We start from the raw sequence: 25,596 nt of genomic DNA, 5'->3' as shown, positions 1-25,596 counted from the left end.
TGAAGTTCACCTCTCTGTTAAAGCAATGCGTTGTTCTTCTTGGTCCCTGCTGCAATCAGCGGTCAGGGACAAAAGCTTTGCCAAGTGATGTTGGCGTGTTCATTAGCGTCAGGCGCTTGTTTCTGGAAATCAACACCAGGACGATTATCGTAGCAAGATAAGGCAGTGCCGACATTAGCTGCGAAGGCACCCCAATTCCCAAAGCTTGCGCGTGAAGCTGACCAATGGTCACTGCGCCAAACAGATAGGCACCAGCGAGAATGCGCCAAGGCCGCCAAGAGGCGAATACCACCAAGGCCAAGGCGATCCAGCCACGGCCTGAGCTCATGTTTTCGACCCATTGCGGCACATAAACCAGTGAAAGCTGTGCACCCGCAAGGCCGGCACAAGCGCCGCCAAACAGCACTGCGAGGTAGCGAATCCTGATCACCGGCACACCTAAAGCATGAGCCGATGTGTGGTTATCGCCGACAGACCGAAGCGTCAGTCCAGCGCGGGTTTTAAACAGGAACCACGCCACTGCAGCAGTCAAAAAGATGGATAAATAGAAGATCGGATCTTGTCCGAAAAGAAACTTTCCAACATAGGGAATATCCGTAAGCCCTTGAATATAAAGCGATTGCATACGAATTCCCGGCAGGCCGACGAAGCTTTCGCCAATCATCGCTGAAGCACCCAGACCAAGCAAGGTGAGCGCCAATCCCGTAGCGACCTGATTGGTCGCCAGCGTCAGCGTCAGAAACCCGAAAAGCAAAGAAAACGCTGCTCCTGCAAGCACTGCTGCAAGCAGTCCGAGCCAGGCAGATCCGGTCATTTGGGCGGCCGCAAAACCCGAAACAGCGCCCATGATCATCATGCCCTCAACGCCCAGATTGAGAACACCTGAACGTTCGACGACAAGCTCGCCCAAGGCAGCGATCAGCAGCGGCGTAGCGGCCGTTGCAATCGTCAGTAATATGGCCTCGAACATCGTCATTTCACGCGCCTTTCGCCGCTGTGTCGCCCAAACGGGACACAATCCGGATGCGATAATAAATCAGGGTGTCACTGGCGAGGATAAAAAACAGCATTATGCCTTGGAATATTCGAGCCGACTTCTCCGAAATACCCAATGATATTTGGGCTGCCTCACCTCCAAGATAGGTCAAAGCGAGTACCAGTCCTGCTGCAACGATCCCTAGCGGATTGAGCCTGCCAAGGAATGCAACGATAATTGCCGTAAAGCCGTAACCCGGCGAAATGCTGGTGCGAAGCTGCCCGACAGCGCCCGAAACCTCGGCTATTCCTGCTAGTCCTGCCAAAGCGCCCGAGATCAAAAATGCAAAGAATGTCAGTCGCCCGGCGCTGAAACCGGCGAAACGTCCTGCCCTTGCACTACGGCCAAAAACCTTGATTTCAAAGCCGCTTAATGTTCGCGATAGTGTGAACCACACTGCAAGTGCAGCAATCAGGGCAAGAATGAAACCCCAATGTGCTCTGCCCGACTCGGTCCATATTTCCGGCAGAATCGCACTCGCATTGAACTGGATTGTTTCGGGAAAATTGTACCCTTGCGGATTACGCCACGGTCCACGAACAAGCCAGTCAAGAAATAGCTGCGCCACATAAACCAGCATCAGGCTGGTCAGGATTTCATTGGTGTTGAAGCGCACTTTCAGTAATGCCGGGATTGTAGCATAGGCGGCACCACCGGCCATCCCGAGAAGCAGCATGATAGGCAGGACGTACCAGCCCTGAAAATCGGGAAATACAATAGGAAGAATTGAACCTGCGATGCCTCCCGCAATAAACTGTCCCTCGGCACCGATATTCCAGTTGTTTGAAAGAAAACAGACAGATAGCCCGACGGCTATGAGGATCAGCGGAGCAGCTTTTATGAGCAATTCGTGGATGGACCAGATTTCGGTCAACGGCTCTATGAAATAGGAATAGAGCGCTGCAAATGGGTTTTTTCCCAATATTGAAAACAGGATCGCCCCGGCAATCAGCGTTAAAAGCAATGCGATAAAGGGTGATAAAGCACTGAACAATGCTGAATGCTGCGGACGCCTGACAAGTTCTATACGCATCAGGCTGCTCCAACGTGAATGGGGCCGGAAGATGCGTCAGCGCCGCCCATCATCAGGCCTGCACGCTCCATATTCATTGCTTCAATAGGTACGGATTGGGACAATCTTCCGTGAACCATGGCAGCCATCATGTCTGAAATTTCAAACAATTCATCGAGGTCTTGACTGATGACGACAACAGCGGAGCCACTACGTGCAAGATTCACCAAGGCCTGCCGAATGAGCGCCGCTGCCCCGGCATCAACGCCCCAGGTGGGTTGATTGACGACCAATACGGACGGCGCGCGATCAAGCTCTCTTCCAATGAGAAACTTCTGCAAATTTCCACCCGAAAGTGCGGAAGCATCAGGATTATCGGCGCTTTTCCGCACGTCCATTCTGGATATGATGCGCTTTGCCGCCGTTGCGAGGCTGGACTGCGCAACGAGTTTAAGCAGCCCGCCCGATACAAACACTTTTTTGTCCGTCGAGTGGCGGGAAAGCAGAAGGTTTTGGGTCAGAGCCATATCCGGCACCGCCCCATGACCCAAGCGCTCTTCCGGCACGAATGCTGCTCCAAGTTTGCGGCGCGCCGAAATACCCAAAAGACTGGCATCCGTGCTTCGAATTGTAACTTTTCCAGCCTGTTCCTGACGCACCTCTCCTGAGATCGCATCAAATAGCTCGCCCTGCCCGTTGCCTGCTACGCCAGCAATACCAAGCACTTCGCCGGAATTAACCACGAGATTTATGTTATGCAATGCGACTGAAAACGGCCCGCGCGGCTTCTGTGATAATCCGTTGATTTGGAGCAGCGGTGTCGGTTTATTGGCCAACTTTTCTACGGACGGGCGTTCAATAACGTGAATGTCGCTTCCCACCATCATGCGCGCAAGAGACGATGCTGTTTCGCCTCGCGGATCACAATGACTGACTACTTTGCCATGCCTCAGAACAGTTGCGCGGTCACAAAGGCGACGCACCTCTTCGAGCCTATGGCTGATGTAAAGAATAGACTTTCCCTCAGAGCGCAGCCTTTCCAGTGTCAGGAACAGCAGGTCAGCTTCCTGTGGTGTAAGCACGGAGGTTGGCTCATCGAGGATAATCAGATCGGGATTTTGCAGAAGGCAGCGGATGATCTCGATACGCTGGCGTTCACCCACAGAAAGATCGCCTACCAATGCATCCGGATCTACTGGCAAACCATAGGTCTGGCCAATCTCTCTGGCACGCTCGGCAATACTGTCCAAAGGTGCTTTCTCATCAAGTGAAAGCGCAATGTTTTCTGCTGCAGTCAGCGCATCGAAAAGCGAAAAATGCTGAAAAACCATACCGATGCCAAGCGATCTTCCGACAGCAGGGCTTGATACCGTTACAGGCTCGCCTTTCCAGGATATGCCGCCGGATGTGGGCTGCAGCGCGCCAAACAGCATTTTGACAAGCGTGGATTTCCCTGCACCATTTTCGCCCAGCAAGGCATGAATTTCGCCTTTACCGATTGTCAGGTCGATTGCGTCACACGCCTTCAATGTTCCGAAAATTTTGGTGAGCTTGTCTGCTTCCAGTAGCGGATTTTCGGAGCCGTCTTTTATTGTTGTCGTTGTCATAGTTCCCCGCGGCCAAGACCGTGTTTGATCCTATGTCAGGCATAATCCGCTTGGGAAGCGTAATTTGTATATTGCGGCTATTTGCGCACATTATTCGTGCATCGGCAAAAATGGCTTAAGGAATAAGCACAGTTGTTCCCGTTGTTTTGCGCGATTCAAGCTCGCGATGAGCCGTAGCTGCATCTTTCAGTGGAAAGCTTTGCCCCACTTCGATGCGGATTACACCCTTTGCAACGAGGTCAAATAACTCGCTCGATGCTTTCACCAATGCTTCGCGTGCCGCTACATACGTTACCAGCGTGGGCCGCGACAAAAACAGCGATCCTTTGCGTGCCAGAATGCCAAGGTCAAATGGTGGAACCGGACCTGAGGACTGGCCAAAGCAAACCAGCATGCCTAGTGGGCGCAGGCAATCCAGCGATCCATCAAACGTATCCTTGCCAACGGAATCATAGACAACATCGACACCCTTGCCGCCGGTAAGATCTTTTACGCGCTCAACGAAGTTTTCGGAGCGATAGTTGATAACGTGGTCATACCCGTGCTCCAACGCCAGCTGGACCTTTTCGTCAGAACCGGCCGTGCCGATGACTGTCGCTCCAAGGTGTTTTGCCCATTGACCGGCAATCAGGCCAACGCCTCCAGCGGCGGCATGGAACAGGATGGTATTGCCTTTCTTTACCGGGAAAGTCTGCCGCAAAAGGTATTGTGCAGTCATCCCCTTGAGCATCATCGAGGCAGCCTGTTCAAACCCGATAACATCGGGCAGCTTCACCAACCGCGCAGCTGGAATCAGGCGTTCTTGCGCATAGGAGCCCATAGGGTCAGCATATGCGACCCGGTCCCCCTGCTTGAACTCCTGCACATCAGGACCAACAGACAGTACGACGCCTGCTCCTTCATTACCCGGTACAAAAGGGAGGCCTTTAGGAGCCGGATAAAGCCCGGTACGAAAATAAACGTCTAGGAAATTCAGGCCGATGGCCTCATTACGGATATGAACCTCGCCAGGACCCGGCGCAGCAATTGAGACATCCTCATAGGTCAGAACCTCGGGGCCGCCCGTCTGATGTACCCGAATGGCTTTGACCATCATGCTTTCTCCGTACGTCCAAGATTAGGAAATGCCTGCATTACGGCACCGATGCAGAAGAGATATATACCGGTCACCGAAATACCAACGCGAACCCACAAGGGTGAATCCAGCTGCTGATAGAGCGAAATAGCACCGAGTGCACACCAGCCAAAGAATATGGCCAGATTAAGCGGCCGCAATCTTTGTACACGCACTGGATGAAGGAAATAGATCGGCAGGAAGGAGACGATCGCTGCGGCGAGGACGATAGCGAAAGCAACCCATTCACCTGGTCGTACGATAAACAGTGTAAAAACGACCATGTTCCACACGACCGGAAAACCTTTGAAAAAGTTCTCTTTGGTCTTCATGCCTGTATCGGCGTAGTAAATAGCGCTTGAAACGACGATGATGGCGGCTGCCAGAAATGATAGCCCCTCGCCCATGAAACCACGCTGATAAAGCGCAAAAGCGGGAATGAGCACGTAGGTCATGTAGTCGATAATATTATCGAGCAATTCGCCCGACCAGTTGGGCAGCACATATTTGACATCGAGCTTGCGAGCGATTGGCCCGTCAATGCCATCAACAAAAAGCGCCAGACCCAGCCACCAGAACATTGCAGTCCAACTTTCCTCGCTGGCTGCTACCACGGAAAGAAAAGCCAGAAATGAACCTGAGGCTGTGAGAAGATGAACGGAGAATGCTTTTGCCTGCGGTGCAGTAACCTTCTTGGGCTTTATGCCCTTGGGTAAAGTTGGTTTTTTCACAGTCCGCGCCAATCTGCTGCATGATAATTGTCTGCTCGCCATTATATCTTACGCATGCCGAGCATTTTGTGAGCAGCTTTTCTTGAAAATGGCCCAAAGTGCAAGCAAAGAAGCATATATAAGCTGTTGAAAGCTATGAAATGGAGAAAACCATGACCAATACCATTACCGATCCAATCATTGTGGCGGGTGCAGGTCATGTTGGATTGATCGCAGCTCTCTCTTTGGCGAAGTCAGGGCATAACGTTATCAATCTGGGGGAAATGCCCGGCAGCAGCGACAAGCGCACCACCGCATTGATGATGCCGGCCATCCATTTTTTGCAAAGCGTCGATCTTTGGACAGATATTGAACCACATGCAGCGCCGATGACTACAATGCGTATTCTCGATGGCACGAGACGCCTTGTCAGAAGCCCTTCAGTTACGTTTGAAGCCACCGAGATCGGTGAGCCTGCCTTTGGCTATAATATTGCTAACAGCACACTCACCGCGGTGCTCAGCGACGCAATGAAGAAATCAACTGTAGAGCACCGTGCTGTGCCCATCGTGAAATACGACCATGCAGGAGAGACCGTCCTGGTAGAAACTGGTGATGGCTCGACCTTGACGGCCAATGCAATTGTGGCTGCTGATGGTCGGTCTTCTCTGGCCCGCGATGCTGCCGGGATCACCGCCCGCACCTGGAGCTATAACCAGACCGCAGTGGTTTTAAGTTTTGCTCATACGCGCGATCATCATGACATTTCAACTGAATTTCATACGGAATATGGCCCGTTCACTATTGTCCCGCTTCAGGGGCAGCGTTCCAGCCTTGTCTGGGTTACCACGCCGGAAATGGCCGCTGAGCTACTCGTATTGGATCGCGACGAACTGGCGAAGCGCGTGGAAGAGCGGATGCAGTCCATGCTGGGCGCAGTCACGATAGAGGTAGCACCGCAAAGCTGGCCACTGTCCGGCCTCGTACCCACTTCGTTTGCACGAAACCGTATCTTTTTGGCTGGTGAGTCAGCCCATGTGTTTCCGCCAATTGGTGCGCAGGGTCTCAATCTCGGCATTCGGGACGTAGAGGCCCTTACCGAAACACTGCCGGAAGATGGTGAGGATTTGGGTTCCGCGAGTGTCATATCCGCCTACAATCGTAAGCGCAGCCCGGATATTCTTGCCCGTACCGGCGCTGTTGATGCGCTGAATCGCTCCCTCCTGTCGGATTTCCTACCTGTACAGATGGTTCGCAGCGGCGGGTTGGAGCTTTTGCGCGCCTTTTCACCATTGCGCAGCTTTGTGATGCGTGAGGGATTGCGCCCGGGAAGCGGCTTTCGCCTCTCCGCCCGGAACGCAGGTCAGCAATGATCAGCCGATAACAAAATCGCTGAGCAGTTTCACGTTCAGCAGTGCAATGACAATTGCGATGAACATGGCGAATGCCGAAAGCCAGCGCGGTGACACAAGCTCACCCATTTTCGTCTTGCTTGCGGTGAATATCACCAAGGGAAAAACGGCAAATGACAGTTGAAGGCTGAGCACGACCTGCGTCAGGATCAGTAGTCTGGCGGTGCCTTCATCGCCAAACCAGATTGTAACAATGGCTGCCGGAACAATGGCGATGCCTCGGGTGATAAGGCGTCGCAGCCATGGTGACAGTTTGATGTGAAGAAAGCCTTCCATCACGATCTGTCCGGCCAATGTGGCGGTGACGGTAGAATTAATGCCGCAGCAGAGCAGCGCAACCCCGAATAATGTCGGTGCGATGGCCCAACCCAGTAATGGCGCAAGCAGCGAATGTGCATCGCCAAGTTCAGCCACTTCGGTTTGGCCGGTCTTGTGAAATGTTGCTGCCGCAAGAATAAGGATTGAAGCGTTTATCAGCAGCGCAAACATCAGCGCTACAGTGGAATCTATCGTTGCGTATTTCAAAGCCTGACGCTTTTCAGGCACGGTGTGACCATAGTCACGGGTCTGCACGATGCCCGAATGCAAATAGAGATTGTGCGGCATGACTGTTGCGCCAAGAATGCCCAGAGCCAGATAAAGCATCTCCGGATTGCGGACAATTTCAGTCGTTGGTGCAAAACCCTTGATGACTTCACCCCATACGGGATCTGCAAGGAAAATCTGAATGCCGAAGCAGACAGCGATAACGCCAAGCAAAGTGATGACCAGTGCTTCAACCCATCGAAATCCCAGCTTTTGCAGGTAAAGAATGAGGAATACATCGAGTGCAGTGATCAGAACACCAATTTCCAGCGGAATTCCGAAAATGAGATTGAGGCCAATCGCTGTTCCGATAACTTCGGCAATATCAGTCGCAATAATGGCAATTTCAGCCAGAAACCAAAGCACATAGGCAACTGGCCGGGGAAAAGCGTCCCGACACGCTTGTGCAAGATCTCTTCCCGAACCTATCGCTAAGCGGGCGCAAAGTGCTTGCAGGACAATCGCCATGATGTTCGAGACAAGTGCGACGACCAGCAAAGTGTAGCCGAATTTGGAACCACCGGCGAGCGAAGTCGCCCAGTTTCCCGGGTCCATATATCCCACAGCTACGAGATAACCGGGACCAACAAAAGCGGCAGCCCGCCTCCAGCCCGGGCCATGGGTGCGAACGGCGATAGAGCGGTGAACATCCGATAGCGAAGCCTCACCTCGCTTACGCAACCAGCCTTCCGGCTGAGCGTCCACCTGTCTCAATTCATCCATGATGCCTTATCCGCAATTGCAAATCATTTGCAATTATATACATTCTAAACTGCAGACTGCAAGCTGCTGCGATAAGAGAACTGCTTATTCTACGGAATAAGTCCGTGGGTCATGGCATAAAGCCAACCAGTCAGGGTCAAAATCGAAAATAACGTCGTGGCCAGAATGCTGCTTGATGCCCGTTCTACCCAGACGCCGTATTGCTGAGCAATGACAAAGACATTGGTGGCTGTTGGTAATGCGGCCATCAGCATGGCGGTATACACCCAGACCGGCGGAAAGTTACCTACCAGTCCCAGTGAAAAATAGATCACGAGTGGCTGGATAAAAAGCTTCAAAGGCACGATGAGATAAAGCTCTTTGGGCACTCTCTTCAATGGCCGTAAGGCTAATGTTGCTCCCATGGCAAACAGGGCGCAAGGCGCAGCAGCGGCAGCCAGCAGATCGATCATCCGTGTCAAAGCCAATGGCGGCGTTAATCCCATTACAGCAGCGCCAACGCCTAAAATCGTAGCAATAATAAAGGGATGAAAGAAGATCTTCTTCAAAACACCCAATATCAATTGTGATGTTGATCGCTTGTCGTTTCCCGATATCGCCATCAGCAAAGGCGACATTACGAAATGCAGAATATTGTCGAAGCAGAAAATTAGGGCAACGGGTACAGCTGCCGGGGCTCCAAAGGCCAATATTGCCAATGGCGGCCCCATATATCCGATATTGCCATAAGCGGCTGCGAGACCCTGAATGGCGCTTTCGTCCACCCTTCGTGTCCGTATCATCCCCACAACAAACATAATCGCAAAAATGCAGAAGGTTGAAGCGGTACAGCCAATAATGAAGGCCCATTGTGTCAGTTCGGATACGGGCGTGCGCGACAGTATCTGGAAAAACATGGCCGGAAGAGCCACATAAACGATAAAGGTGTTCATCCAGCCCAGCGCTTCGAGAGGCTGACGATTGATTCGCGCCACGAAAAAGCCGAGAAAAATCAGTCCAAAGAAGGGTAGCACCAGATTAAAGACGCTGACCATGGCTGGCTTTTAATGTTGTAGCGGGCAAGAACCCATGATTTATGCTCGCGTGATTTAACAGAAACAGATACTTATAACGAATGAACACGATGACACAGATACGACATGCAAAATTTCAGATCGGCCAGGTGGTCAGCCATCGGATATTCGCTTTTCGCGGACTGATCTTTGATGTCGATCCGGAATTCAATAATACGGAAGAGTGGTATCGCTCCATTCCCGAAGATATCCGCCCTCGCCGCGACCAACCCTTTTATCACCTTTTTGCCGAGAATGCAGAAAGCGAGTACGTGGCCTATGTTTCAGAACAGAACCTGGTCGCAGACACAACCGGGTTGCCGCTACGACATGCACAAATCGACGAGATGTTTGTGAAGGTCGATGACGGTACTTACCGCGTGAAAAGCCCGCATATAAATTAACGAACTTGATCAAATCCAATAAAAAAGGGACGCATTTGCGTCCCTTTTTCTGACATCGCGATTATTGCGGTGTTTTTGCCTTGTCTTGTTCCAGCTTCATCTTTTCCTGGAATTCTTTCTGGCGCTTCTGAACTTCTTCCTGAAGTGTCTTCTGGCGCTCTTCAAGTTCATTCTGCTGAAGGCCCGGACCGTCATAAGCCTGTGTGAATCCGGTCAATGCAACATTGATCGGGTTTGGCTTATTCTGGAAATTAACCGAAGTCAGTGTCAGCTGATTTCCCTTCTTGAAGGAAGCCAACAGTTCGTCTGACAAAGCAACTTCCGAAATGCAGCGATCCGGGAAGCAGATGGCGTAGTCAACCTTGACTGTCTTGGCGCCATTTACCTGAAGCCCAACGCCAGGACCAATCAAACGGCCGGTCGGGACGGAAATCTGGAAAATCTTGCGGTTTACCTTGCCTTTGATCTCAATGAGATTGACGGCAGTAAGAAGCTGGCCGCTGTCGGCGGTAACAATGTTCTGCGTATTGCAGATATCGTTGTCTTCCTGCTTCGAGCAAACCTTGAACCAGCCTTGCGGCGCTCTCTGCTGCTGGGCTGATGCTGGCACTGCAGCGATGGCAAGCAATGCAATGGCACCCGCAATAGATGTGGTTGCAGCGAAAATCTTAGGGCTGGACATGGTCAACTGGTTCCTTTCAGCGCACTATCCGAAGTGTGACTTGATCACTTAAATTTGCTCGTCTGGCTTTTGGGTGCCAAATAAGGCAACAGAGTGACCCTTGTTATCGAACGCCGTGTTACACTGCAAGGCAATGCAAATCCAGCCACCATTTGTGCTACTTATTGATTCAAACGCCAGTTTATAGCTCATGCGCCGCATAATTGTCGTCAAATGATAGTCTTTGGCACGAATCAGAATAAACCACTCGGCAGAGCGCAGACTAAGGGCGTAGGGTCCAACGAATGATCAGACAAAGTTTCAAGGCGCTGTCGCTGGCCTTTGCATGTTGGGCGACAGTGACGGCCGCGCCAGCTGAGCCCAGCTATGGCCTGGCAATGCGTGGTGAACCCGCCCTGCCCGCCGATTACACGCATTTTCCCTATGCCAATCCGGATGCACCGAAACAGGGAACTATAACTTACGGCGTAGTCGGCACGTTCGACAGTCTGAATTCATTTCTCGTCAAAAGCTTGCGAACCACAGCGCGTGGTGTTTTCAACGACCCGCAGTTTGGCAATCTAGTCTACGAAACCTTGATGCAACGCAGTGCCGATGAGCCTTTTACGCTTTATGGTTTGCTGGCGGAAAAGGTTGAAACAAATGATGAGCGAACGTGGGTAGAGTTCACTCTAAATCCGAAAGCCAAATGGTCTGACGGCGAGCCGGTTACCACTGATGACGTTATATTCACTTTCAACATTCTCGCCGAAAAGGGCCTGCCGCAATATAAGCAGCGCATGGACCGTATCGAGAAAATCGAAAAAGTCGGCGAGCGCGGCATAAAATTCACTTTCAATGATAAGGCTGACCGTGAGTTTCCTTTGGTACTTGGCTTGATGCCAGTCCTGCCGAAACACGCGATAGATCCAACCCAGTTTGATCAGTCGCCTTTGCGTATTCCGGTTGGTAGCGGTCCGTATCTCATATCGAAAGTCCAACCCGGTCAGCGCATTATTTATAAGCGCAATCCCGACTATTGGGCCAATGACCTGCCGAGCAGACGTGGTTTCAATAATTTCGAGACCATCACCGTTGAATATTTCCGCAATGACCAATCGCAATTTGAGGCATTCAAAAAAGGTGTTTTCGACGTTTTCATGGAAGGTGATCCCAATAAATGGGCGTCTTCCTATAATTTTCCTGCATTTAGGGACGGTCGCGTCGTTCAGGAAACATTCGAAACCAAATCGCCTTCCAACATGTTTGGTTTTGTATTCAACACACGGCGACCCAAATTTGCAGATCGCGATGTTCGTGCTGCATTGGGAATAATGTTTGATTTCGAATGGACGAATCGGAACCTCTATGCCGATCGTTATCAACGCCTAGCAAGCTTCTGGCAGGGGTCGGAATTGTCGGCATTCGGAATTCCTGCAAGCGCTGCAGAACTGGAAATACTTGCGCCTTATCCAAATGCAGTGATGCCTACAGTTCTGGATGGAACTTATGTTCCGGCAAAGACAGACGGATCAGGCCGCGACCGTAAGGAAATGAAGCGTGCTTTCGATCTTCTGACGAGCAAGGGCTATTCCATAAAAGATGAACGAATGCTGGATGCTCAAGGCAATCCTTTCACATTCGAGATTATGACACGCTCCGTAGCAGAAGAGCGTTTGGGACTTGCGTACAAACGTACGCTCGAACGGTTGGGCATCGGAGTGACGATCCGTACAACCGACGATGCGCAGTATCAGAAGCGCCTCGAGACATTCGATTATGACGTGATACTCGGTGCTTATTCGGGCTCGTTGTCGCCTGGATTCGAACAGTTCAGGCGCTGGAGCAGTCAGTTTCGCGAGGTGAATGGAAGTTTCAACTATGCGGGTGTCGCCGACCCTGCGGTTGATGCCTTGATCGGCAAGATGCTCGCAGCGCGCAAACAGGATGAATATGTAGATACGGTCCGTGCACTGGATCGTGTGTTGATGTCTGGCAATTATTTCGTACCAATCTATTTCCAGCCCGCACAGTGGGTTGCACGCTGGACATATATCAAGCACCCCGAGAAAACCTCGCTCAATGGCTACCAGTTCACCACTTGGTGGTCAGACAAGAAATAGGCCTGATAATGACTGAGAAAAAATTCACGATTGATGTTGTGTCTGATGTTGTTTGCCCTTGGTGCTATCTCGGCAGAAAGCGCCTTGAAAACGCATTGGCGATGAATCCAGACATCGATGCCACGGTAAACTGGCGGCCATTCCAGCTTGATCCAACGATTCCCCGGCAAGGCAAGGATCGTAATCGCTACATGCAGGAAAAGTTCGGTAGCTCCGACAAGATATTCGAGATTCACCAGCAATTGATTGAGTTGGGCAAGGAAGAAGGCATCGAATTTGATTTCGAGGCCATTGAGATTGCTCCCAATACACTGGATGCTCACCGGCTTATCCGCTGGGGATCACAAGCCAACCCCAATGTTCAGGACGCTGTGGTCGGCATTCTTTTCTCCTACTATTTCGAGCAGGGAAAAGACATTGGTGATCGCCAGGTTCTGCTTGAAGCTGCCGAAGAGGCCGGCATGGACGTTGCCATCGTCGATAGTCTGCTTGCCACAGATGCTGATACTGTAGGTGTACGGCAGGAAATCGACACGGCCAATCAGGTAGGCGTCCGCGGCGTTCCCTGCTTTATTCTCGATCAGAAATATGCGGTTATGGGTGCGCAATCGGCTGATGCACTGGCGGATGCTATTCGCCAGACTGCCGACGGCTACGAACCGCGCCCTGTGTGATCAGGACGCTTCTGCCAGTTTTGCCAATTGCGTCATGACTACCGCCGCGCCGTTAAGCCGCTTGTCTGCTGTAGGCCAGTCTCTAACGAAGACGATGCTCTGATCCGGACGGATTTTGGCCATTGAACCCTGTTCGCCGATCATTTTGACCAAGGCTGCCGGGCTATTGAACGTCTTGTTGCGGAATTGGATAACGACGCCCTTTGGACCCGCATCGACTTTCTCGACATTCGCGCGGCGGCAGAGCGCCTTGATGTATACGATCTTGAGCAGATGCTGGACTTCCTCCGGGAGCGGGCCAAATCTGTCGATCATTTCCGCGCCAAAACCATCGATTTCCTGCAATTCTTCCAGATCGGCAAGGCGGCGGTAAAGCCCAAGGCGCAGTTGCAGGTCCGGCACGTAGGTTTCCGGAATCATGACAGCTGTGCCAACGGCAATTTGAGGCGACCAGTGACCGTCCTCAACCTCGCCCGTTCCCTTGATCTCCGCCACCGCTTCTTCAAGCATCTGCTGGTAAAGTTCAAAGCCAACTTCACGGATATGGCCTGATTGTTCTTCGCCGAGCAGATTGCCTGCACCGCGAATATCCATGTCATGGCTTGCAAGTTGAAAGCCTGCTCCCAGCGTATCGAGTGATTGCAGAACTTTGAGCCTGCGATCTGCCATTTGTGTAAGCACTTTATTGGCGGGAAGTGTAAACAATGCATAGGCGCGTTGCTTGGATCGCCCGACACGACCTCGTAGCTGGTAAAGCTGTGATAGGCCAAACATATCTGCACGATGTATGATCAGCGTGTTGGCTGTTGGAATATCCAGCCCTGACTCCACGATTGTCGTTGAAAGCAGCACGTCATACTGGCCGTCATAGAAAGCATTCATGATATCGTCGAGTTCGCCGGGGGCCATTTGGCCATGCGCAACAGCAACTTTGAGTTCCGGCACCTGTGCGTCGAGGAATTCCTTGATTTCATTAAGATCTGAAATGCGCGGGCAAACATAAAAGCTCTGTCCGCCACGATAGCGCTCTCGCAGCAATGTCTCGCGGATCACCAGAGGATCGAAAGGCGAAACGAATGTACGCACGGCCATACGGTCAACTGGCGGGGTTGTTATAAGGGAAAGCTCCCTCACACCAGTCAATGCCAGCTGCAATGTGCGGGGAATTGGCGTCGCTGACAGGGTCAGCACATGCACGTCTGACTTGAGTTCTTTCAATCGCTCTTTGTGTTTAACGCCAAAATGCTGCTCTTCGTCGATAATCAGCAGTCCAAGGTTCTTGAACTTGATGCCTTGCCCGAGCAAAGCATGGGTACCCACGGCGATATCAACCTGCCCTTCCGCAATGCCCTTTTTATTGTCTGCGAGTTCCTTCGAGCCAACAAGCCGAGAAGCTTGGGCGACATTGACTGGCAATCCTTGAAACCGCGATGTGAAAGTCTTGAAATGCTGGCGGGATAGCAAAGTTGTTGGAACAACGACTGCTACCTGAACGCCATTCAATGCCGCCACGAACGCTGCACGCAATGCGACTTCAGTTTTACCGAAGCCAACATCGCCGCAGATCAGGCGATCCATAGGCTTGCCTAGCGACAAATCATCAATAACCGCATCAATAGCGCGATCCTGATCTTCAGTCTCGTCATATGGGAAACGGGCTGCAAACTCTCCATAAAGCCCGTCAGGTGGTAGCAAAACCGGAGCACCGCGCATCTGACGCTCTGCCGCAATGCGGATCAAATGCCCGGCAATATCCAGCAGCCGCTTTTTAAGCTTGGCTTTACGCGCCTGCCACGCACCGCCACCCAGCTTGTCCAGAACAGCCGTTGAGGTTTCCGAGCCAAATCGTGAAAGAAGCTCAATATTCTCCACGGGAAGGAATAGCCGGTCATCGCCAGCATAGTGAAGTTCAAGACAGTCATGCGGCGCACCGGCAGCGGTAATTGTGCGCAAGCCGATAAACCGGCCAATGCCGTGATCTACGTGGACCACGATGTCTCCAGCATTCAGTGCTGCAACTTCACTGATGAAGTCCCTATCCCGCTTCCGCCGTTTCGAATGACGGATAAGCCGATCGCCCAGAATGTCCTGTTCGGCTACGACAACGATTTCACCAGCATCAAAGCCAGTCTCAAGAGACAACACACCTGCTGTAACTTTATCGCGGGCGAGCGCTTTTACGGTACGAAGGTCTTCGACCAGTTCGATTTTTTCCAGACCGTGCTCGCTTAGAACCTGTACGAGCCTGTCTCGAGTGCCCTCACTCCAGGCAGCGAGAAGCACTTTTTTGCCTGCGGCGCGTTCGTCGGCAATGTGTTTGACCACACTGTCGAACACATTGGCATCCTTGGCAGTGCGCTCCTCGACAAAGGTTCGGCCACGATGCGCTCCCGCATGGATTGTCGAACGTCCGGTTACAAATGGCGCATCAAAGGGTGTAAAATCAATGCGCATGCCGGATGCAAGAGCAGCGGCATCAACCTGATCAGGTGTCAAATAGAGCGAGCCCGGTTCAACGGGTTTGTAAGGAATGGTATCACCCGGCTCTTTGCCATCAGACTGCCGCTTGCGTGCTTCATAGTGATCAAGCACCATTTTATGGCGTTCAGCCATGGATTCATGCGCCAGATGGTCGAAGACAATCGGCATGTCTCCCGCATGATCAAAAAGCGTTTCAAGGTTGTCGTAGAACAGTGGCAGCCAGTGCTCCATACCTGCGAAGCGACGACCCTCGGAAATCGACTGATAAAGCGCGTCATCACGCGATGGTGCCCCGAACTTTAGAACATATTGTGTTCGGAAATGGCTTATAATTTCTGGAGAGAGCGTAATCTCGCTCATCGGCTGCATGGAGAATTCAGTTTTTTGGCTCGATGTTCGCTGCGATGCCGGGTCAAACGTTCGGATTGTCTCCAGCGTATCGCCGAAAAAATCCAGTCTCAACGGTTCTTCTGCTCCCGGTGCGAAGAGATCTAATATGCCGCCGCGTACGGCATATTCGCCAACATCGCGCACAGTTGGCACCCGCTCAAACCCATTACTTTCAAGGCGTTGAACAAGAGAGTTCATTTCAATTCTATTGCCGGGTTTCGCCAGAAATAGCTGTTGGCTGAGAATTTTACGCGGAGGCAATTTCTGCAGCACGGAATTAGCGGTCGCAAGAATGACGCCGGGGTGCTTCCCATCACGCAATGCTGCAAGCCCAGCCAGCGCACTCAACCGGCGGGCGGATGTATCGGCACCGGGTGACACGCGATCATATGGAAGGCAGTCCCAAGCAGGCAGTTGTAATACCGGCAATTCCGGCGAGACAAATCCCAGTACCTGTTCGATATCGGCGATACGCTGACCATCTCGTGCAATAAAAAGCACAGGCCCACCCGCCCCGGCTTCGGCAACGACTTTTGCCAGAGCAAAGGCTTCATAGCCATCGACAACACCATCAACGACAATGTGTCCACGTGCGTCCGGTCTCAATCCGAGTTTGGTAAAAGCAGTCATTTCGATTTCAGGATTTCATTTTGGGGCATGCAGAAGCACGACTTTAAAATTTCAGATTGTGGCGGGAGGCGACAACCTTGTGAAAGATTGGCGTATTAAACTCTGCGGGAACTTCAGCTTCACCTGTGACCCATTTTAGCAGATCACGGTCGAGCGCTTCCATCAGAGACTCATATTGGTCAAGCTCTTCGTCAGACAAAGTATCGATATGAGCGTCGGCAAATTGACCAAGAATCAAATCCATTTCGCGCATACCGCGATGCCAGCAGCGGAAAAGTATTCGCCGCTGTCTTGGCGGCAAGTCGGCGGTTGTGCGACTGCTTCCGGTCATGCGCGTGCTCCGTTTGTAAAGTTCATGGTACCCAGCCAATCGATGCGGCTGGGTATAGCCTGCCTTGTGGCATCTGTCAGCCTTGCAACGCAAATCGAACACGTTAAACGTTACATATGCGTCCTTCCCTACTTGATCCGCTCTTTGCTTCTGTTCGCTCGCTTTCGGGTATCGGCCCGAAGGTATCCGGGCTTCTGGGTACTTTACTCGGGACGCAACCACCCGGTGCCGAGCCACGCGTCGGCAACCTGGTCTATCTGCCCCCACACAGTGTTATTGATCGCCGCAACCGTCCCGGCATCGCCTACGCTCCTGAAGGCGCTATCGTCACCCTTGAAGTTCGCATTGATCGCCATCAACCTGCACCTAGTGGCCGCAGCAATGTTCCCCATCGTGTTTATGCTCATGATGATACTGGCGAAATCAGCCTGACTTTTTTTCATGCAAAGCAGACTTGGCTGGAAAAAGCCATGCCTGTCGGCGAGACCGTCATCGTATCCGGTACAATGGAGTGGTTCAACGGGCGACCTTCCATGGTTCACCCGGATCATATTGCAAGCATTGAAGACGCAGCTTCGCTTTCTTTGGTCGAGCCGGTATACCCGCTTACGGCAGGGCTATCACCCAAGGTTCTTGCACGAGGCATTCAGGAGGCTCTCGGCAAAACACCTGATATGCCGGAATGGATAGAAGCGCCTGTCCTCGAAAAGTACAGTCTTCCCGCGCATCGACAGGCGTTGCAGGTACTCCATAACCCGCGAGACCCAAGCGATATCGCGCTTGATCATCCGGCAAGACAGCGCCTGGCCTATGATGAGTTTCTTGCAGGCCAGCTTGCATTAGCGTTGGTGCGCATGAAAACTCGCCGCCTTTCCGGGCGCAAGCTAGAGGGTGATGGCCATATCAAAGCAAAGATCATCGCTGCGTTACCGTATTCTCTGACGAATAGTCAGCAACAGGCAATCAAGGAAATCATCGTTGACCTGCGTGAGCCAGACAGGATGCTGCGCCTTTTGCAGGGTGATGTCGGATCCGGCAAAACCATCGTTGGATTGCTTGCAATGGCTCATGCTGCAGAGGCTGGCGGACAATCGGCGCTGATGGTGCCAACGGAAGTACTTGCCCGGCAGCATTTTGCAACGATTATGCCTTTGGCGCAAAAGGCGGGCCTGCGCGTTGCGCTATTGACTGGCCGCGAAAAAGGCCGCGAACGCGAAGAAATTCTTGAAGGATTGAGAAGTGGCGCGATCCATATAATCGTTGGGACGCACGCTTTATTCCAGGAAAAGGTCAACTATCACGATCTGGTTTTGGTTATTGTCGATGAGCAACATCGGTTTGGTGTGCATCAGCGCCTGCTTCTGACGTCCAAGGGTTCTGCGCCAGATATGCTTGTTATGACGGCAACGCCCATCCCGCGAACTCTCGTACTCACAGCATTTGGCGACATGGATGTCTCGAAACTGACAGAAAAGCCCGCTGGAAGACGCCCGATTACAACCGCAATATTGCCCATGGAGCGACTAAGCGAACTTGTGGATCGCATGCGAACCGCCATCAATGAGGGGCAGAAAATCTACTGGATTTGTCCTTTGGTAGAAGAGTCAGAACTGGTTGATCTTGTCTCGGCCGAAGAACGCTTCCAATCACTGCAACCACTGCTTGAAAACCGCATAGGCCTGGTTCATGGACGAATGAGCGGTGTCGAGAAAGATGTTGCCATGGCAGCTTTCAAAAGCGGCGAGACAAGACTGCTTGTGGCAACTACGGTTATCGAGGTCGGTGTTGATGTTCCCGATGCGACGATCATTGTCATTGAACATGCGGAAAGATTTGGTCTGGCGCAATTGCATCAATTGCGTGGACGCGTTGGTCGGGGTGACAAGCCCTCTACGTGCCTGCTGATTTATAAAGGTCCGCTTGGCGAAGTTGCACAAGCGCGCTTGAAAATTATGAGGGAAACTGAAGATGGTTTCCGCATCGCCGAGGAAGATCTCAAGCTGCGAGGCGAAGGAGAGCTTCTTGGCACGCGTCAATCCGGAACACCGGGCTTTCGGCTTGCAAATCTCGAAGCACATCAGGAATTTCTTGAGGTTGCCCGTAAGGATGCGCGTTATATTTTGACACGCGATCCGGAATTGCAAAGCGCGCGGGGCGAAGCTCTGCGCGTCCTGCTTTATCTGTTCGAGCGCGACGAAGCAGTCCGGCTGCTTCGCGCCGGCTGACTACTCTACCGTTACCGATTTTGCGAGATTGCGCGGCTGATCAACATCGGTCCCCATGAAGACTGCTGTATAGTAGGCCAGCATCTGGATTGGCAGCGTGTAGATGATTGGCGTGATTACTTCCGGCATGTCCGGCAATATGATCGTGTGCCATGTCTTCAAGCTGTTGGCTGCGGCACCCTTTTCATCGGTGATAAGGATGATCTTGCCACCACGAGCGGCCGCTTCCTGCATGTTCGAGATAGTTTTTTCAAACCAGCGGTCATGCGGCGCAATCACGATAACAGGCATCGATTCATCAATAAGAGCGATTGGGCCATGCTTCAGTTCACCCGCCGCATAACCTTCAGCGTGGATATAGGAAATTTCCTTGAGCTTCAGCGCACCCTCAAGAGCCAGTGGGTAGTTAGTGCCACGGCCAAGATAAAGCGCATGCTTGACCTGGCTGAGATCACGGCTGATTGCTTCTATCTGTCCTTCCAGCTTCAACGCTTGCGTGGCGTATCGCGGGATTTCTGAAAGCTCACGTACGAGTTGGCGCTCTTCCTGTTCGGTAATCGTGCCGCGCATTTTACCGGCAGCAACAGCCAGTGATGCCAATACGGACAATTGGCAAGTGAATGCCTTGGTTGAAGCAACACCTACTTCAGGACCAGCAAGAGTAGGGAAGATTGTGTTGGACTCACGAGCCATCGTCGATTCTTTGACATTAACGATGGTGCCGACTGGCAATCCTTGCTCTTTGCAATAGCGTAGCGAGGCCAAAGTATCAGCTGTTTCACCCGACTGTGAAACAAAGAGAGCAAGGCTATCCTTTGATAACGGCATTTCGCGATAACGGAACTCAGACGCAACATCGATATCGACCGGCAATCGGGCAATACGCTCGAACCAGTATTTTCCAACGAGGCCAGCATAGAATGCTGTGCCGCAAGCCGACGCAGCAATACGATCAATTTTGGCAAAATCAATCGGCGCAGCATCGGCGCGAATTGTACCCTTCGAGAAATCAAGATAGTTCGCCAAAGTATGGGAGATAACCTCCGGCTGTTCATGGATTTCCTTCTCCATGAAGTGCCTGTGATTGCCTTTGCTTACCAGAAACGCCGAACCAGCAGACTTCTGAACCTGCCTGCGCACTTCAGAGCCTGTCTCATCATAAATGGTAACACCACTGCGCGTGAGAACAGCCCAGTCACCGTCCTCAAGGTAGGATAGATTGTCAGTAAAGGGAGCGAGCGCGATTGCATCGGAGCCGAGATACATCTCTCCTTTGCCATACCCCACGGCAAGCGGCGGCCCATTGCGTGCTGCAATAAGCAAATCTTCTTCGCCCTTGAACATGATGGCGATGGCGAATGCCCCGCGCAACATTGGCAGGGACTCGCGAACAGCTTCGACCGGAGCAAGGCCACGATCCAGAGCACGGGTTACCAGATGCGCGACCGTCTCAGTGTCGGTTTCTGTTTCGAAAACATAGCCATCAGCCTCCAGCATGGTGCGAAGCTCGGCAAAGTTTTCGATAATGCCGTTGTGAATTACCGCAAGGCGCGGAGTTGTGTGCGGATGAGCATTGCGGACAATGGGCGCGCCATGCGTTGCCCAGCGCGTATGACCAATACCAATGGTTCCGCCAAGCGGGTTTTCTTTCAGCAAATTATCGAGATTGACAAGCTTGCCCTCTGCCCGCCTGCGATCTAGCTGACCATTATCCAGCGTTGCAACACCAGCCGAGTCATAGCCACGATATTCAAGTCGCTTGAGCGCATCGACCAGAAGGGGTGCAACCTGTTCCCGTCCGATGATTCCTACAATTCCGCACATATAAAACTCCGATGCCCCAATTTTTCCGCCCTCTGCCTATGGCGAAATCGCCGTGACAGAAAGTCAAGTTTCGTTACTCAATCTTGCATGAATGAATAGGACTGCCTACTCCGCCTTTTTCGACAATTTCAACGCGGCATATCGCGCCCGCAATTGTACGGCACGCCCTTCCTTGATTTCCTGACGTGCTCTCCCAAAAGCGAGTGCATCGGCCGGGACATTTTCAGTAATTACACTACCTGAGGCGACATATGCGTTATCACCTATCGATATCGGCGCGACGAGAGAAGAGTTCGAACCTATAAAAGTGTTGGTTCCGATTTCTGTATGGTACTTGTTATAGCCATCATAATTGCATGTGATCGTGCCTGCGCCAATATTTGCATCTGCACCGATCGTAGCATCTCCGATGTAGCTCAAATGATTTAGTTTGGCACCCTGACCGATCCTGGCATTCTTCACTTCAACAAAATTACCGACTTTTGCCTTGGCGGCGAGATCAGCACCTGGTCGTAGACGAGCAAATGGGCCGATGTTGGCATTCGCGCCAACTTTTGCGCCTTCAATATGCGAAAACGCATGAATGACTGCGCCTGTCGCAATCGAAACGCCAGGGCCAAAAACAATATTTGGTTCTAGAGTAACGTCGGGCTCAATCAACGTATCGTGGGAGAAAAATACGGTCTCCGGTGCCTGCATGGATACGCCAGCCAGCATCATTTGGCGACGCTTGCGGTTCTGCCAGATTGTTTCCGCTTCCGCGAGCTCCAATCGTGTATTGATGCCAATGACATTATCGGCAGATATCTCTATCGCAATAACTGACTTTCCTTGTGAATTTGCAATTTCCACCACGTCAGTCAGATAGTATTCACCTTTTGCATTTTCATTCTTGATCATGCGGAGCAATGCCAAGGCATGCTCACCGCGCAGAGCCATCAACCCGCCATTACAGAAGCCGATTTTCTTCTCGGCTTCGTTTACATCTTTTTCTTCTCTGATAGCGATCAGCCGGCCGTCTTGTTCAATCAGGCGGCCATAACCGTGCGGATTGTCCGGGCGGAAACCCATAACCACAATGTCTGAGCCGCCCGCCAATTTTTCGCGAGCCAAGTCCAGGGCGGATGTTTCGATGAGCGGCGTATCACCAAATACCACGATAATATCGTCGTAACCGGCAGCAATGGCAGATTCCGCCGCCAGAACGGCGTGCCCAGTACCAAGGCGCTCAACTTGTTCATGAACAGTTATATTGCCCACGAGTGAGCGTACCGAAGCTTCGACTTTTTCAGCACCGCGGCCAACCACCAAGGCTATATCGCTTCCACCAGCGCCCTGTACCGCCTTTGCGACATGCCCCACAATCGGCAAGCCTGCTATTGGATGAAGTACCTTTGGCAATGAGGATTTCATCCGTGTGCCTTCGCCGGCAGCGAGAATAACCGTAAGACAGGTGCGTAATGTCATGGTTCGGACTTTCAGATCATTCCAGGTCAAATGCGGTGTGGTGATGCAACATCGCATATTGTTGGTTGCAATTTTGTAACTTGCGCCTCTTTAGCCGAGTTGGCCGAGGATGGGAAATGTTTCGAGCAGCCAGAACGAAAATGTCTGCAGCCCGCCGGTCAGGAACAGAACGCCGGTAATGACCAGAAGGACACCCATAATCTTTTCGACCTTACCAAGATGCATGCGGAACCGCGAAAGGAAACGCATGAACATTCCGGAAAACAACGCGGCGATGATGAACGGAATCCCAAGTCCGAGGGAATAGACTGCAAGAAGCAACGCCCCATCACTCACAGTGTCGCGTGCACCTGCCAGTGCCAGAATCGGACCCAACACCGGGCCGATACATGGGGTCCAGCCAAAAGCGAATGCCAGTCCCATGACATAGGCTGCAAAAGGATTGGCCGGTGTGCCTTGACTTTGAAAGCGTGCCTCGCGGGACAGAAAAGCCAGTCGGAATACGCCCAGAAAGTTTAAGCCCATGAGGATGATGACGACACCCGCGACGATGGCGATTTCCTGCTGCCACATGCGCAGAAACCCGCCAATCGTCGATGCGCCGGCTCCAAGCAGCACAAAAACCGTAGTGAATCCCAAAACGAAACAGAAGGATGAAAGCAGCAGCGCGCGCCTGACGGGAGAAATCCTGGCTGCAGGCGCATCGGCTCTGAAGTCTTCGACTGTTACTCCTGCCATATAGCAAAGATAAGGCGGTACGAGCGGCAGAACGCAAGGCGACAGAAATGAAAGTGCACCGGCACCAGCAGCAGTCAGATAGGAAACATCAAGCGCCATACGCGCTCCTTCACGGTCATTTTGCGTTTCGCCGGATTAGGCCGAATCTCTGGCGATTTCCAATCACCTTTTCGCCATTTCAAGCCTGCAAGCTGTGGGTCGGAACAGCCCCTTCGCACACAATTTTAACAAAAGCTGTAAAAACTAGGCTTTTTGTCGCAAAAACTATGCACAATTGCTGTTGACCGATTGCCATCTCGCACCTATGTTCCGCCGCAATTCCTGAGGCCAGTTTATAGGCTCACAAGGGAGCGCGTAGCTCAGCTGGTAGAGCAACTGACTTTTAATCAGTAGGTCCAGGGTTCGAACCCCTGCGCGCTCACCATTCAGATTTATTCCAAGATCAGATTATCATTATCGTTCTCGGTCAACCTCGCTTTGATCTACGGCAGCGTGAGCGCTTATTCGTTTTTCAGGCACTCGTGATACTATATCCCTTGTGCGCTGTGATGATCCAGGCACGAGAGTCGAAGAGCACGCCATCGTTGGTCATGTGTTCCTCCAGAAGATCCCGCAGTCGCTGCACAGTGTCGTCTGATGCCTTACTGGCCCAATCAGGATAAAGGTCTACGAGTGCATTGAACGCGCTATCCACGTCTGCTCCGTAGAAAACCGGTTCCCGCACATCAGTGAAATCAACCGATACAAAGCCTGCTGAATTCAATAGCTTTTTTGCCACTATAGGATCGCCAAGGGAGAATGCCGGCACAACACCCTCCGAAATTGTGGACTGTGGAGCCAGAATACGTCGAATGGATGCAGACCACTTATTGTGATCCTGACTTTGCCACACCATCCATACAATTCGCCCAGCGGGACGCATGGCGCGGGCAATATTGCCGAACGCCGCTGCCGGATCAGCAAAGAACATCACGCCAAACCGGCTAAGGCAAAGGTCGAAATTTGTTGTTGAAAACGAATGGCTTTGAGCATCCCCCTGTTCAAAGACAATATTTCGCAATCCCACTTCATCGGAACGCTGTCGCGCCACCTCAAGCATCTCGGTGGATGTGTCGATGCCGATTGCGCGCCCCTTCACTGCAATTCTCGCGGCGTCCCGCGTCGATTGCCCTGCTCCGCAACCAATATCGAGCACTTGGTCATCCATCCGGACGTTGGAGGCAGCGCGCAGATGTTCATTGTAGCGTTTTAGTTCTGCGTCATAGAAGTCAGCGCGATCCAGCATGTGCACCCTCGTTTGAGTCTTCGCCCGCATCTCGCAAATTATGCTGCAACCCAACCAATTGTAAAATGCAATAAGCCCATCTGCCTTGGCAAAGACTGTAGCGCTCAGGATATTCGCGCTACTTCAGTTTTTGGAGCCTGGACCTAGGAGCTTGTCTCGCTCGGCTACAAAAGTATCCAGCGCCTGATGCCCTTTTACAGTCCAAAACGCGGACTCTGGTTCGTAATGATAGCCCATAAGTTTTGCAGGAATATCAGAAGTGGAAAACTCATCGAACATTCTGGTAGATAGTTCGCATGCATAGAACGGCAGAATCTGGTCGATATGATAATTGGGCTTGTTGCTCAGACTGACCGCTATCGAACTGGCAATCGCGTTCGCCAGATGCATCGACCCTGGTGAATTGTTCAACAGAACAGCCGACGCAAGTATCTTGCGCCACGGACGTTTTTCCTTTCTCCGGAATATGAATGCTCCGCTTTGACGATCAAAATCCTGTGGGATCATTGGCCACGGAGACCGATTCATAACAGCGTCGACATCAATCATGAGAAGGCGCTCAACCCCAGCTTCCAAAACCAGAGGTGCCAATAGAAAACGTGCGGCGGTGTAGTAGATTTCACGCCGCTTGAGCCCCTGCGCCAGGACACATGGATCGACAGAGTAAGTCAGCTTCACATGCTTCAGATTTTTGGCGAGAGCTGCGGTTTCTTCGACAACTTTGCTCGAAGGCTCGAGAAGCAAAACATGCAGCGCTTCAGGTTTGCCAAGTCTTTCGATGGATTCAATCAAACCCAGCGCAAAGCTGTAAAAATAACGGTCATCGCATGCAACCAGAATAACCTTACCTGAACTCGGCAAGGTTCCCTTCAAGCTCTCCCTATACAGGTTTGTTTCTCCAACCCCGAAATCGTCCGACTTGAGTGCGCGACGGACGTTCCATCGCAATATCAACCGGAACAACAAGGAATGTCTTTTTTCTGATTTTGGAATCGGAACATTGGTTTTGGTGGACATCTGTTTATTTCTTGCATCCGGAGAGTAGGCTTCTTCAAGCCTATAGCACAGCTATCTGCGCGAAGAAGTCTTCTTGGCGCTTTGTGTAAACACAA

The 25,596-nt window shown here is 51.9% G+C and carries 20 protein-coding genes and 1 tRNA gene; 6 read left to right on the top strand and 15 right to left on the bottom strand.

The genetic code is table 11. The annotated features are described in order from the left end of the window. Positions 1-55: 55 nt before the first annotated feature. The 5 genes from PMI41_RS06740 to pcsA form a co-directional block, all read right to left on the bottom strand. The gene (locus PMI41_RS06740) at positions 56-976 is read right to left on the bottom strand and encodes an ABC transporter permease (protein WP_008123108.1); all 921 of its coding nucleotides are present in this window, start codon (positions 974-976) and stop codon (positions 56-58) included. Position 977: 1 nt separating this feature from the next. Continuing rightward, on the bottom strand, positions 978-2,069 hold the full coding sequence (locus PMI41_RS06735; RefSeq protein ID WP_008123105.1) for an ABC transporter permease: 1,092 nt from the start codon (positions 2,067-2,069) through the stop codon (positions 978-980). Then, positions 2,069-3,655 carry an ABC transporter ATP-binding protein gene (locus PMI41_RS06730; protein WP_008123103.1) on the bottom strand — a complete coding sequence of 529 codons (1,587 nt, stop codon included), beginning with the start codon at positions 3,653-3,655 and terminating at the stop codon, positions 2,069-2,071. Before PMI41_RS06730 ends, PMI41_RS06735 begins: the two co-directional genes overlap by 1 nt. 115 nt (positions 3,656-3,770) lie before the next feature. Then, the gene (locus PMI41_RS06725; protein ID WP_040853981.1) at positions 3,771-4,748 is read right to left on the bottom strand and encodes a quinone oxidoreductase; all 978 of its coding nucleotides are present in this window, start codon (positions 4,746-4,748) and stop codon (positions 3,771-3,773) included. Continuing rightward, the gene (gene pcsA / locus PMI41_RS06720; protein ID WP_040854018.1) at positions 4,748-5,500 is read right to left on the bottom strand and encodes a phosphatidylcholine synthase; all 753 of its coding nucleotides are present in this window, start codon (positions 5,498-5,500) and stop codon (positions 4,748-4,750) included. Before pcsA ends, PMI41_RS06725 begins: the two co-directional genes overlap by 1 nt. A gap of 152 nt (positions 5,501-5,652) precedes the next feature. On the opposite strand from pcsA, the gene PMI41_RS06715 reads away from it, so the two are divergent. Continuing rightward, positions 5,653-6,852: a UbiH/UbiF family hydroxylase gene (locus PMI41_RS06715; protein WP_008123097.1), complete on the top strand. Its 1,200-nt coding sequence runs from the start codon at positions 5,653-5,655 to the stop codon at positions 6,850-6,852. Here PMI41_RS06715 and PMI41_RS06710 read toward each other — a convergent pair whose 3' ends face one another. Continuing rightward, positions 6,853-8,199 carry an Nramp family divalent metal transporter gene (locus PMI41_RS06710; protein WP_008123095.1) on the bottom strand — a complete coding sequence of 449 codons (1,347 nt, stop codon included), beginning with the start codon at positions 8,197-8,199 and terminating at the stop codon, positions 6,853-6,855. A gap of 89 nt (positions 8,200-8,288) precedes the next feature. Continuing rightward, positions 8,289-9,233, bottom strand: coding sequence for an AEC family transporter (locus PMI41_RS06705; RefSeq protein WP_008123093.1), 945 nt, complete (start codon positions 9,231-9,233; stop codon positions 8,289-8,291). Positions 9,234-9,322: 89 nt separating this feature from the next. Here PMI41_RS06705 and hspQ point away from each other — a divergent pair, with 89 nt between their 5' ends. Next, complete coding sequence (hspQ, locus tag PMI41_RS06700; protein ID WP_040853979.1) at positions 9,323-9,655, top strand: heat shock protein HspQ; 333 nt, start codon at positions 9,323-9,325, stop codon at positions 9,653-9,655. Positions 9,656-9,716: 61 nt separating this feature from the next. Here the strand turns inward: hspQ and PMI41_RS06695 are convergent, their stop codons facing one another. Further along, positions 9,717-10,337, bottom strand: coding sequence for an invasion associated locus B family protein (locus tag PMI41_RS06695; protein ID WP_008123088.1), 621 nt, complete (start codon positions 10,335-10,337; stop codon positions 9,717-9,719). Positions 10,338-10,714: 377 nt separating this feature from the next. Here PMI41_RS06695 and PMI41_RS06690 point away from each other — a divergent pair, with 377 nt between their 5' ends. Both PMI41_RS06690 and PMI41_RS06685 read left to right on the top strand, forming a co-directional pair. Continuing rightward, positions 10,715-12,439: an extracellular solute-binding protein gene (locus PMI41_RS06690; RefSeq protein WP_244423912.1), complete on the top strand. Its 1,725-nt coding sequence runs from the start codon at positions 10,715-10,717 to the stop codon at positions 12,437-12,439. An 8-nt stretch (positions 12,440-12,447) separates the two neighbouring features. Then, positions 12,448-13,113 (top strand): DsbA family oxidoreductase, encoded by a 666-nt coding sequence (locus PMI41_RS06685; RefSeq protein WP_008123084.1) that lies wholly within the window; start codon positions 12,448-12,450, stop codon positions 13,111-13,113. Here PMI41_RS06685 and mfd read toward each other — a convergent pair whose 3' ends face one another. Continuing rightward, positions 13,114-16,614, bottom strand: a complete 3,501-nt coding sequence (mfd, locus tag PMI41_RS06680; RefSeq protein ID WP_008123082.1) for a transcription-repair coupling factor — start codon at positions 16,612-16,614, stop codon at positions 13,114-13,116. Between the two features lie 43 nt (positions 16,615-16,657). Next, positions 16,658-16,945 carry a succinate dehydrogenase assembly factor 2 gene (locus tag PMI41_RS06675; RefSeq protein WP_008123080.1) on the bottom strand — a complete coding sequence of 96 codons (288 nt, stop codon included), beginning with the start codon at positions 16,943-16,945 and terminating at the stop codon, positions 16,658-16,660. A gap of 116 nt (positions 16,946-17,061) precedes the next feature. On the opposite strand from PMI41_RS06675, the gene recG reads away from it, so the two are divergent. Beyond that, positions 17,062-19,170 carry an ATP-dependent DNA helicase RecG gene (recG, locus tag PMI41_RS06670; protein ID WP_008123078.1) on the top strand — a complete coding sequence of 703 codons (2,109 nt, stop codon included), beginning with the start codon at positions 17,062-17,064 and terminating at the stop codon, positions 19,168-19,170. On the opposite strand, the gene glmS is transcribed toward recG, so the two are convergent. From glmS to PMI41_RS06655, 3 genes are all read right to left on the bottom strand, one after another. Then, on the bottom strand, positions 19,171-20,994 hold the full coding sequence (gene glmS, locus PMI41_RS06665; protein WP_008123076.1) for a glutamine--fructose-6-phosphate transaminase (isomerizing): 1,824 nt from the start codon (positions 20,992-20,994) through the stop codon (positions 19,171-19,173). It lies immediately after the preceding gene. Positions 20,995-21,099: 105 nt separating this feature from the next. Then, positions 21,100-22,461, bottom strand: coding sequence for a bifunctional UDP-N-acetylglucosamine diphosphorylase/glucosamine-1-phosphate N-acetyltransferase GlmU (glmU, locus tag PMI41_RS06660; protein WP_040853976.1), 1,362 nt, complete (start codon positions 22,459-22,461; stop codon positions 21,100-21,102). A gap of 90 nt (positions 22,462-22,551) precedes the next feature. Then, the gene (locus PMI41_RS06655; protein ID WP_008123072.1) at positions 22,552-23,298 is read right to left on the bottom strand and encodes a cytochrome c biogenesis CcdA family protein; all 747 of its coding nucleotides are present in this window, start codon (positions 23,296-23,298) and stop codon (positions 22,552-22,554) included. A 249-nt stretch (positions 23,299-23,547) separates the two neighbouring features. Between PMI41_RS06655 and PMI41_RS06650 the strand changes: the two genes are divergently transcribed. Then, positions 23,548-23,623, top strand: a tRNA-Lys gene (locus PMI41_RS06650). Between the two features lie 87 nt (positions 23,624-23,710). Here the strand turns inward: PMI41_RS06650 and PMI41_RS06645 are convergent. Both PMI41_RS06645 and PMI41_RS06640 read right to left on the bottom strand, forming a co-directional pair. Next, positions 23,711-24,484, bottom strand: a complete 774-nt coding sequence (locus tag PMI41_RS06645) for a class I SAM-dependent methyltransferase (RefSeq protein ID WP_008123069.1) — start codon at positions 24,482-24,484, stop codon at positions 23,711-23,713. Positions 24,485-24,607: 123 nt separating this feature from the next. Next, a complete protein-coding gene (locus PMI41_RS06640; protein WP_244423909.1) occupies positions 24,608-25,345 on the bottom strand; it encodes a hypothetical protein in 738 nt (245 codons plus the stop codon). Positions 25,346-25,596: the final 251 nt, after the last annotated feature.

Origin of the sequence: Phyllobacterium sp. YR531 (assembly GCF_000282595.1) — a bacterium.
Classification (GTDB): Bacteria; Pseudomonadota; Alphaproteobacteria; order Rhizobiales; family Rhizobiaceae; genus Phyllobacterium.
This window is presented reverse-complemented; position numbering and strand designations above follow the sequence as displayed.

Coding starts and splice junctions, on each gene's coding strand:
- PMI41_RS06685 (WP_008123084.1), top strand. CDS start 12,448: ATGACTGAGAAAAAATTCACGATTGATGTTGTGTCTGATGTTGTTTGC.
- PMI41_RS06655 (WP_008123072.1), bottom strand. CDS start 23,298: ATGGCGCTTGATGTTTCCTATCTGACTGCTGCTGGTGCCGGTGCACTT.
- PMI41_RS06705 (WP_008123093.1), bottom strand. CDS start 9,233: ATGGTCAGCGTCTTTAATCTGGTGCTACCCTTCTTTGGACTGATTTTT.
- mfd (WP_008123082.1), bottom strand. CDS start 16,614: ATGACTGCTTTTACCAAACTCGGATTGAGACCGGACGCACGTGGACAC.
- PMI41_RS06730 (WP_008123103.1), bottom strand. CDS start 3,655: ATGACAACGACAACAATAAAAGACGGCTCCGAAAATCCGCTACTGGAA.
- glmU (WP_040853976.1), bottom strand. CDS start 22,461: ATGACATTACGCACCTGTCTTACGGTTATTCTCGCTGCCGGCGAAGGC.
- PMI41_RS06690 (WP_244423912.1), top strand. CDS start 10,715: ATGCGTGGTGAACCCGCCCTGCCCGCCGATTACACGCATTTTCCCTAT.
- PMI41_RS06735 (WP_008123105.1), bottom strand. CDS start 2,069: ATGCGTATAGAACTTGTCAGGCGTCCGCAGCATTCAGCATTGTTCAGT.
- glmS (WP_008123076.1), bottom strand. CDS start 20,994: ATGTGCGGAATTGTAGGAATCATCGGACGGGAACAGGTTGCACCCCTT.
- PMI41_RS06710 (WP_008123095.1), bottom strand. CDS start 8,199: ATGGATGAATTGAGACAGGTGGACGCTCAGCCGGAAGGCTGGTTGCGT.
- PMI41_RS06645 (WP_008123069.1), bottom strand. CDS start 24,484: ATGCTGGATCGCGCTGACTTCTATGACGCAGAACTAAAACGCTACAAT.
- PMI41_RS06715 (WP_008123097.1), top strand. CDS start 5,653: ATGACCAATACCATTACCGATCCAATCATTGTGGCGGGTGCAGGTCAT.
- PMI41_RS06725 (WP_040853981.1), bottom strand. CDS start 4,748: ATGGTCAAAGCCATTCGGGTACATCAGACGGGCGGCCCCGAGGTTCTG.
- PMI41_RS06740 (WP_008123108.1), bottom strand. CDS start 976: ATGACGATGTTCGAGGCCATATTACTGACGATTGCAACGGCCGCTACG.
- recG (WP_008123078.1), top strand. CDS start 17,062: ATGCGTCCTTCCCTACTTGATCCGCTCTTTGCTTCTGTTCGCTCGCTT.
- PMI41_RS06695 (WP_008123088.1), bottom strand. CDS start 10,337: ATGTCCAGCCCTAAGATTTTCGCTGCAACCACATCTATTGCGGGTGCC.
- PMI41_RS06675 (WP_008123080.1), bottom strand. CDS start 16,945: ATGACCGGAAGCAGTCGCACAACCGCCGACTTGCCGCCAAGACAGCGG.
- hspQ (WP_040853979.1), top strand. CDS start 9,323: ATGACACAGATACGACATGCAAAATTTCAGATCGGCCAGGTGGTCAGC.